Raw genomic sequence first — 7105 nt, forward strand, 5'->3', positions numbered from 1 at the left:
CAACCCGCCAACCGACCCGCCTGACCCGCCAACCCCACACCCGACCGCGCGGAAACCACCCACGGCACCACACCGGATCCGGCCACAGACTCAGCCGCAGCTCCGTCACTCGCCGGCCCCCCGGCCGAAGACTCCAGCGGGAACTCCTCCAGCACCGGACCTCCGGTGACGGCACCGGGCTCGGCGGGCACTTCCAGCGGCTCTCCGGCCGGCGGCTCCTCCAGGATCACGTGGGCGTTCGTGCCGCTGATGCCGAAGGACGAGACGGCGGCCCGGCGCGGGTGCCCGTTCCGCTCCCACGAGACCGGCTCGGTGAGCAGTCGTACCGAGCCCGCCGACCAGTCCACGTGCGGGGACGGCTCGTCCACGTGCAGGGTCTTGGGCAGCACGCCGTTGCGCAGCGCCATCACCATCTTGATCACGCCGGACACGCCGGCCGCGGACTGTGTGTGGCCGATGTTGGACTTGATCGACCCGAGCCAAAGCGGCCGGTCGGAGTCCCGGTCCTGGCCGTAGGTGGCGATGATGGCCTGCGCCTCGATCGGGTCACCCAGCGTCGTACCCGTACCGTGCGCCTCCACCGCGTCCACCTCGGCGGCGGACAACCCGGCGCCCGCGAGCGCCTGCCGGATCACCCGCTGCTGCGAGGGCCCGTTCGGCGCGGTCAGACCATTGCTCGCGCCGTCCTGGTTGATCGCCGACCCACGCACCACCGCCAGCACCGGATGCCCGTTCCGGCGGGCGTCCGACAGCCGCTCCACCAGCAGCACGCCGACGCCCTCGGACAGGCCGAACCCGTCCGCCGCGCCGGCGAAGGGCTTGCACCGCCCGTCGCGGGCGAGCGCGCCCTGCAGGCTGAAGCCGATGAACCCGACCGGGCTGCACATCACGGTGACGCCGCCGGCCAGCGCAAGGTCGCAGTCTCCGTTGCGCAGTGCCTGGACGGCGAGGTGCAGCGCGACCAGCGAGGACGAGCACGCGGTGTCCACGGTCACCGCGGGGCCCTCCAGTCCGAGGACGTAGGCGACGCGGCCGGACAGGATGCTGCTCAGCGTGCCGGTGACCAGGTGTCCCACCGATTCGAGGGGGATCTGGTCGGAGTTGCGCCCGTACTCCTCGTAGGCCGCGCCCACGAACACGCCGGTACGGCTGCCGCGCAGCGAGGCGGGGGCGATGCGGCCGTGCTCGATCGCCTCCCAGGACGCCTCCAGCAGCAGCCGCTGCTGCGGGTCCATGGCCAGCGCCTCACGCGGCGAGATCCCGAAGAACGCCGGGTCGAACTCGCCCGCGTCGTGGACGAAGCCGCCCTCGCGGACGTAGGAGGCGAGCGGCGCGGCCGGGTCGGGGTCGTAGATGCCGTCGACGTCCCATCCCCGGTTGTCCGGCATCGTGGTGATCGCGTCCACGCCGTCGGCGACCAGCCGCCAGAGGCCTTCGGGGTCGGTCACCCCGCCGGGAGCCCGGCAGCTCATGCCCACGATCACGATCGGGTCGTCCTCGGCCACGGCACGGCCCGGCTCCGCGATCTCGGTACGTGCCGGCACGCCGAGGATCTCGGTGCCGACCAGGTCGGCCAGCACCTTGACGTTGGGATAGTCGAAGACCACGGTCGCCGGGAGCCGCACGCCGAGGACGGTGTTGAGCCTGCCCCGCAGTTCGACCGCGGTGACCGAGTCGAAGCCGAGGTCGCGGAAGGCCCGCTCGGCGTCCACCTCGGCCGGGTCGGCGAAGCCGAGGACGGCCGCCACCTGCTCGCGGACCGCCGCCACCAGCAGGCGCGCCCGGTCCTCGGGGTCGGCCGCGCGCAGGCGGGAGCGGAGCCCGGACGACTCCCCGTCGTCGCCCGCTCCGGCGGACGCGCTCGCGCCGTCCGTACCGGCGCTGAGCGCGGCCACGGCCGCGGGCACACCGTCGAGCAGGGGACGCCGCCGGGCGGCGGCGAACAGCGGGGCGAACCGCGACCAGTCGATGTCGGCGATGACGAGGGTGGTCTCGTCGTCGTCCAGCGCCTGCCACAGACCTTCGACGGCCGTCTCGGGGGCCATGAAACCGACTCCGGACCGGCGGGCGTGGTCCTCGCCGAGCAGGGTGGTCATCCCGCCGCCCGCCGCGTCCCAGAAACCCCAGGCGACCGACGTCGCGGCGAGGCCGCGGGCGCGGCGGTGCGCGGCGAGCGCGTCCAGGTAGGCGTTCCCCGCGGCGTACGCGCCGTTGGACGCGCCGCCCCAGACCCCGGCGCCGGAGGCGAACAGCACGAAGGCGTCGAGCGTCCCCGGGAACAGCGCGTCCAGGTTGGCCGCGCCGTCGATCTTCGCCCGGGTGGCGTCGGCCAGCTCGGCCGGGTCGAGGCCGCTCAGCTCGCGGATGTGCGGGACGCCCGCGGTGTGGAACACCGAGCGGATGCCCGCACCGGTCGCACCGTTCTCGGCGCCGGCGACCTCGAGGTCACCGACCAGCTCGGCGAGTGCGGCGCGGTCGCCCACGTCGCACGCGGCGACCGTCACCCGGGAGCCGAGCGCCTCCAGCTCGGCGACGAGGTCGGCGGCCCCGGGGGCGTCCGGGCCGCGCCTGCTGGTGAGCACCAGGTGCTCGGCGCCGCCCCGGGCCAGCCATCGGGCCACATGGGCGCCGAGACCTCCGGTGCCGCCGGTGATCAGTACGGTCCCGCGCGGCCGCCACCGGCCGGAGGGGGCCCCGGAAGCGGGGGTCTGCCGGGGGGCAGGAGTGAGCCGCCGGGCGAACACGCCGGAGGCGCGGATCGCGAGCTGGTCCTCGTCGCCGAGGCCGGCCAGCACCGTCGCGAGCCGGGTCAGTGCGCGCGGGTCGAGGTTCTCGGGCAGGTCGACCAGGCCGCCCCAGCGGCCGGGGCGCTCCAGGCCGAGGACCCGCGCGGCACCGGCGATCGCGGCCTGGGCGGGGTCACGGACGGCGTCCACCCGGCTGACGCTCTCGGCGCCGTCGGTCGTGATCCACAGCGGCGCGTCCACACCGGCGTCCTCCGCCGCCTGGGCCAGCAGCACCATGGCGGCGAGGTCGTGGCACAGGGACAGCACGCCGGCGGGCGCGGTCTCGCCCGCCGGGAGCGCGGTGAGCTCGTCCCGAAGCACCGTGGCCAGCTCAGCCCGCGGCGCCGCGTGCTGCGATTGCGTACCCGAGGCGCCGGGGACCGTCAGCAGGCGCGTCCGGGCACCGTGCCCTTCGAGGGCCTGCGCGACGCGGCGCGCCGTCTCGCCCGCGGCCTGCGCCGCCGGGACGGCGATCCACCAGGTGCCGGACAGCTCCGGGGGCCGGGCGTCGGACACCGGGATGGGCGTCCAGGTGACGCGGTAGCGCCAGGAGTCCAGCGTGTCCTGGTCACGCCTGCGGCGCCGCCAGGAGGAAAGCATCGGCAGGACGGCGGCCAGCGGCGAGCCGTCCTCGACACCGAGCGTGGCGGCGAGGGCGGTGACGTCCTCGCGTTCCACGGCGGTCCAGAACTCGGGGTCGGCGTCCGCGGCCCCCATGGCCTCGCCCGGCGACCCGGACGGCGCCTGGCCGGGCATGAACCAGTAGCGCTTGTGCTGGAAGGCGTAGGTGGGCAGGTCGGCCCGCCGGGGGCAGGCGTCGGCGTAGTAGGCGTCCCAGTCGATGGCGACGCCGCGGTTGTGCAGGTGGGCGACGGCTTCCAGGAAGGCGCGGGCCTCGTCGCGGTCCTTGCGGGCGGTGGGCGCGAACAGCACGGCGTCGTCGCCGTCGAGGATCTGCCGGGCCAGGCCGGTGAGAGTGCCGTCCGGGCCCACCTCGACGAACACCGTGGCGTCGGCGCCCTCGCGGGCCGTGGTGACGGCATCGGCGAAGCGGACCGCCCCGCGTGCGTGCTCGACCCAGTAGTCGGGGGTGGTGAGCCGCCCGGGCTCGGCGAGCCGTCCGGTGACGTCGGAGATGAGGGGGATGTTCGGCTCGTGGTAGGTGAGGGACGCCGCGACCTTCCGGAACTCGCCCAGCATCGGGTCGATGAGCGGCGAGTGGAAGGCGTGCGAGACCCGCAGACGCCGGGTGCGGACGTGTCGCTCGGCGAGCGCGCGGGCGATGTCCTCGATCACCTCGGCGGTGCCGGAGACCACGACCGCGTCCGGGGCGTTGACCGCCGCGAGGCCCGCGCGGTCCTCCCGCCCGGCCAGCAGAGGGAGCACCGTCTCCTCACCGGCGGCGACGGCCAGCATGGCGCCGCCCTCCGGCAGAGACTGCATCAGCCACGACCGGGCCGCGACCAGCGTGCAGGCGTCGGCCAGCGAGAGCACTCCGGCGACGTGCGCGGCGGCGATCTCGCCGACCGAGTGGCCCACCAGGACGTCGGGGGTGACGCCGAGCGAGGTCAGCAGCCGGTAGAGGGCGACCTCGAAGGCGAACAGCGCGGGCTGGGTCATGCCGGTGGCGTCCAGCGCGCCGGCCGGTCCGGTGAACATGACATCGCGCACCGGGCGTTCGACCAGCGGGTCCAGCACCTTGCAGACGTCGTCCAGCGCGTCGGAGAACACCGGGAACGCCGCGGCGAGGCCGGCGCCCATGCCGACCCGCTGGCTGCCCTGCCCCGCGAACAGCAGGGCGATCTTGCCGCCGGTACCGGTGCCGGTGACGGTCCCCGGCACGGTCCGTCCCTCGGCCAGGGCCCGCAGGCCGGCGAGCAACTCCTCCCCGTCCGCGCCGACGACCACCGCGCGATGGTCGAGGACCGCGCGGGTGGTGGCCAGCGACCAGCCCACGTCCGCCGGCGACCAGCCCGTGCGCGCCGCGGACCGGGCCGCCACGCCCGCGTCCACCGGCGACGGGCCGCCGAGCGGAGACATGGTGGCATCGGGCGCGGTCAGGTGCTCGGCCGCCCACGTCGCGAGCCGGTCCGCCTGGGCCGCGAGCGCCTGGGCGTCCCTGGCGGACACCACCCAGGGCACCAGCGGCACGCGCAGTCCGTCGGGTTCGGCGTCGCCGTCCGCGACCGCGGGCCCGGCGGGCGCCTCCTCCAGGATCATGTGGGCGTTGGTGCCGCTGAACCCGAAGGCCGAGACCGCGGCCCGGCGCGGAGCCTCGGCGCGTTCCCAGGACCGGGCCTCGGTCAGCAGTTCCACCGCGCCCGCCGACCAGTCCACGTGCGAGCTCGGCTCGTCCACGTGCAGGGTCCTGGGCAGGACGCCGTTGCGCATGGCCATGACCATCTTGATGACCCCACCGACGCCGGCGGCGGCCTGGGTGTGGCCGATGTTGGACTTCAGCGAGCCGAGCCACAGCGGATGGCCGGCCTCCCGGTCCTGGCCGTAGGCGGTGATGAGCGCCTGCGCCTCGATCGGATCGCCCAGCGTCGTCCCGGTGCCGTGACCTTCCACCGCGTCCACCTGGGACGGGGACAGGCCGGCGTCGGCGAGCGCCTGCCGGATCACCCGGACCTGCGAGGGACCGTTCGGCGCGGACAGACCGTTGCTCGCGCCGTCCTGGTTGACCGCGCTGCCGCGGATCACGGCGAGCACCCTGTGCCCGTTGCGCTGGGCGTCCGACAGCCGTTCGAGCAGCAGCACGCCGACGCCCTCCCCCCAGCCGGTGCCGTTGGCGGCCGTGGCGAACGACTTGCACCGGCCGTCGGAGGCGAGGCCGCGCTGCTGGGAGAACTCGATGAAGGTGTGCGGGGTGGCCATCACGGTCACGCCGCCGGCCAGTGCCAGCGAGCACTCGCCGCGGCGCAGCGCGTGGACGGCCAGATGCATGGCCACCAGCGACGACGAGCAGGCGGTGTCCACCGAGACCGCCGGGCCTTCCAGGTCCAGCGCGTAGGCGACGCGGCCGGAGATGACGCTGCCGAGGGCCTCGGCGCGGAAGTAGTCGTGGTACATGGCGCCCGCGTAGACGCCCGTACGGCTGCCGCGCACCGAGGCCGGGTCGATGCCCGCCCGCTCGAAGGTCTCCCAGCAGGTCTCCAGGAACAGCCGCTGCTGCGGGTCGGTGCCGAACGCCTCGCGCGGGGAGATGGCGAAGAAGCCCGCGTCGAAGTCGGCCGCGTCGTACAGGAAACCGCCCTGCCGGGCCGTGGTCGTCCCCGGATTGTCCGGGTCCGGGTGATACAGGTCATCGGGCCAGCCGCGGTCCGCGGGGAACTCGGAGATGGCGTCGCCGTCCCCGGCGACCAGCCGCCACAGATCCTCCGGCGAGGTGACGCCTCCCGGGTAGCGGCAGCTCATCCCGACGATCGCGATCGGCTCCCGCTCCCGGCCCTCGATCTCTCTCAGCTGCCGGCGAGCCAGATGAAGATCGGCTGTGACCCGCTTGAGGTAGTCACGGAGCTTGTCTTCGTTTGCCATGGAACGTAGCCCTTCTCACCAGGCGCAGATTCAGGAGAGTTCAAGTTCGTTGTCGATGAAGGCGAACATCTCGTCGTCGGTGGCCGCGTCGATCTGGCCGGCCACCCCGGACGCCTCCGCACCGGAGGGCGCGAGGCCGGCCAGGACCTCCTTGAGGCGGGCGACGAGCCGGTTGCGTGCCGTGCTGTCGTCGTCGAGCCCGGCGACCGCGGTCTCGATCCGGTCCAGTTCGCCGAACAGCCGCAGGACGCCCGCCTCCTCGTCCTCGCCCCCGGTCCCGTCGAAGTGGGTCACCAGGTGCTCGACCAGTTCGAGCGAGGTGGGGTAGTCGAAGACGAGGGTGGCGGGCAGGCGCAGTCCGGTGGCCGTGCCGAGCCGGTTGCGGAATTCGACGGCGGTGAGCGAGTCGAAGCCGAGGTCCTGGAACGGGCGTTGCGGGTCGATCGCGGAGGCGTCCGGGAAGCCCAGTACGGCCGCCGCCTCGCCGCGCACCAGGTCCGACAGCAGGGACAGCCGCCCGGCCGGCTCCAGCCCGGCCAGCCGCTCGGCCAGTCCGGACGAGGCGCCGGTCCGCCGGAGCGAGGCGCGGCCGGTGACGGCCCTGGTCTGGACGAACCGGGCGGCCACCAGCGTGGGCCGCTCGGAGCGCACGCCGGCGTCGAAGGCCGCGAGCCCTTCGGTGACGGTCAGCGGGCGAAGGCCGAGGCGTTCCATGCGTCGCAGGTCCGCCTCGGTCAGATCGGCGGTCATCCCACCGGTCTCCCACAGACCCCACGCCAGCG

At 74.6% G+C, this 7105-nt stretch carries 2 protein-coding genes; both read right to left on the minus strand.

Annotation, left to right across the window (positions count from 1 at the left end):
- The coding region (locus tag IEY93_RS39635; RefSeq protein ID WP_189167811.1) for a type I polyketide synthase at nucleotides 1-6323 on the minus strand (6323 nt) is incomplete at its 3' end.
- A gap of 30 nt (nucleotides 6324-6353) precedes the next feature.
- Nucleotides 6354-7105, minus strand: a 752-nt coding sequence (locus tag IEY93_RS36915; RefSeq protein WP_229691786.1) for a phosphopantetheine-binding protein, incomplete at its 5' end; no start/stop codon positions are given.

The organism is Sphaerisporangium melleum, from assembly GCF_014646695.1.
In the GTDB taxonomy this organism is placed as follows: domain Bacteria; phylum Actinomycetota; class Actinomycetes; order Streptosporangiales; family Streptosporangiaceae; genus Sphaerisporangium; species Sphaerisporangium melleum.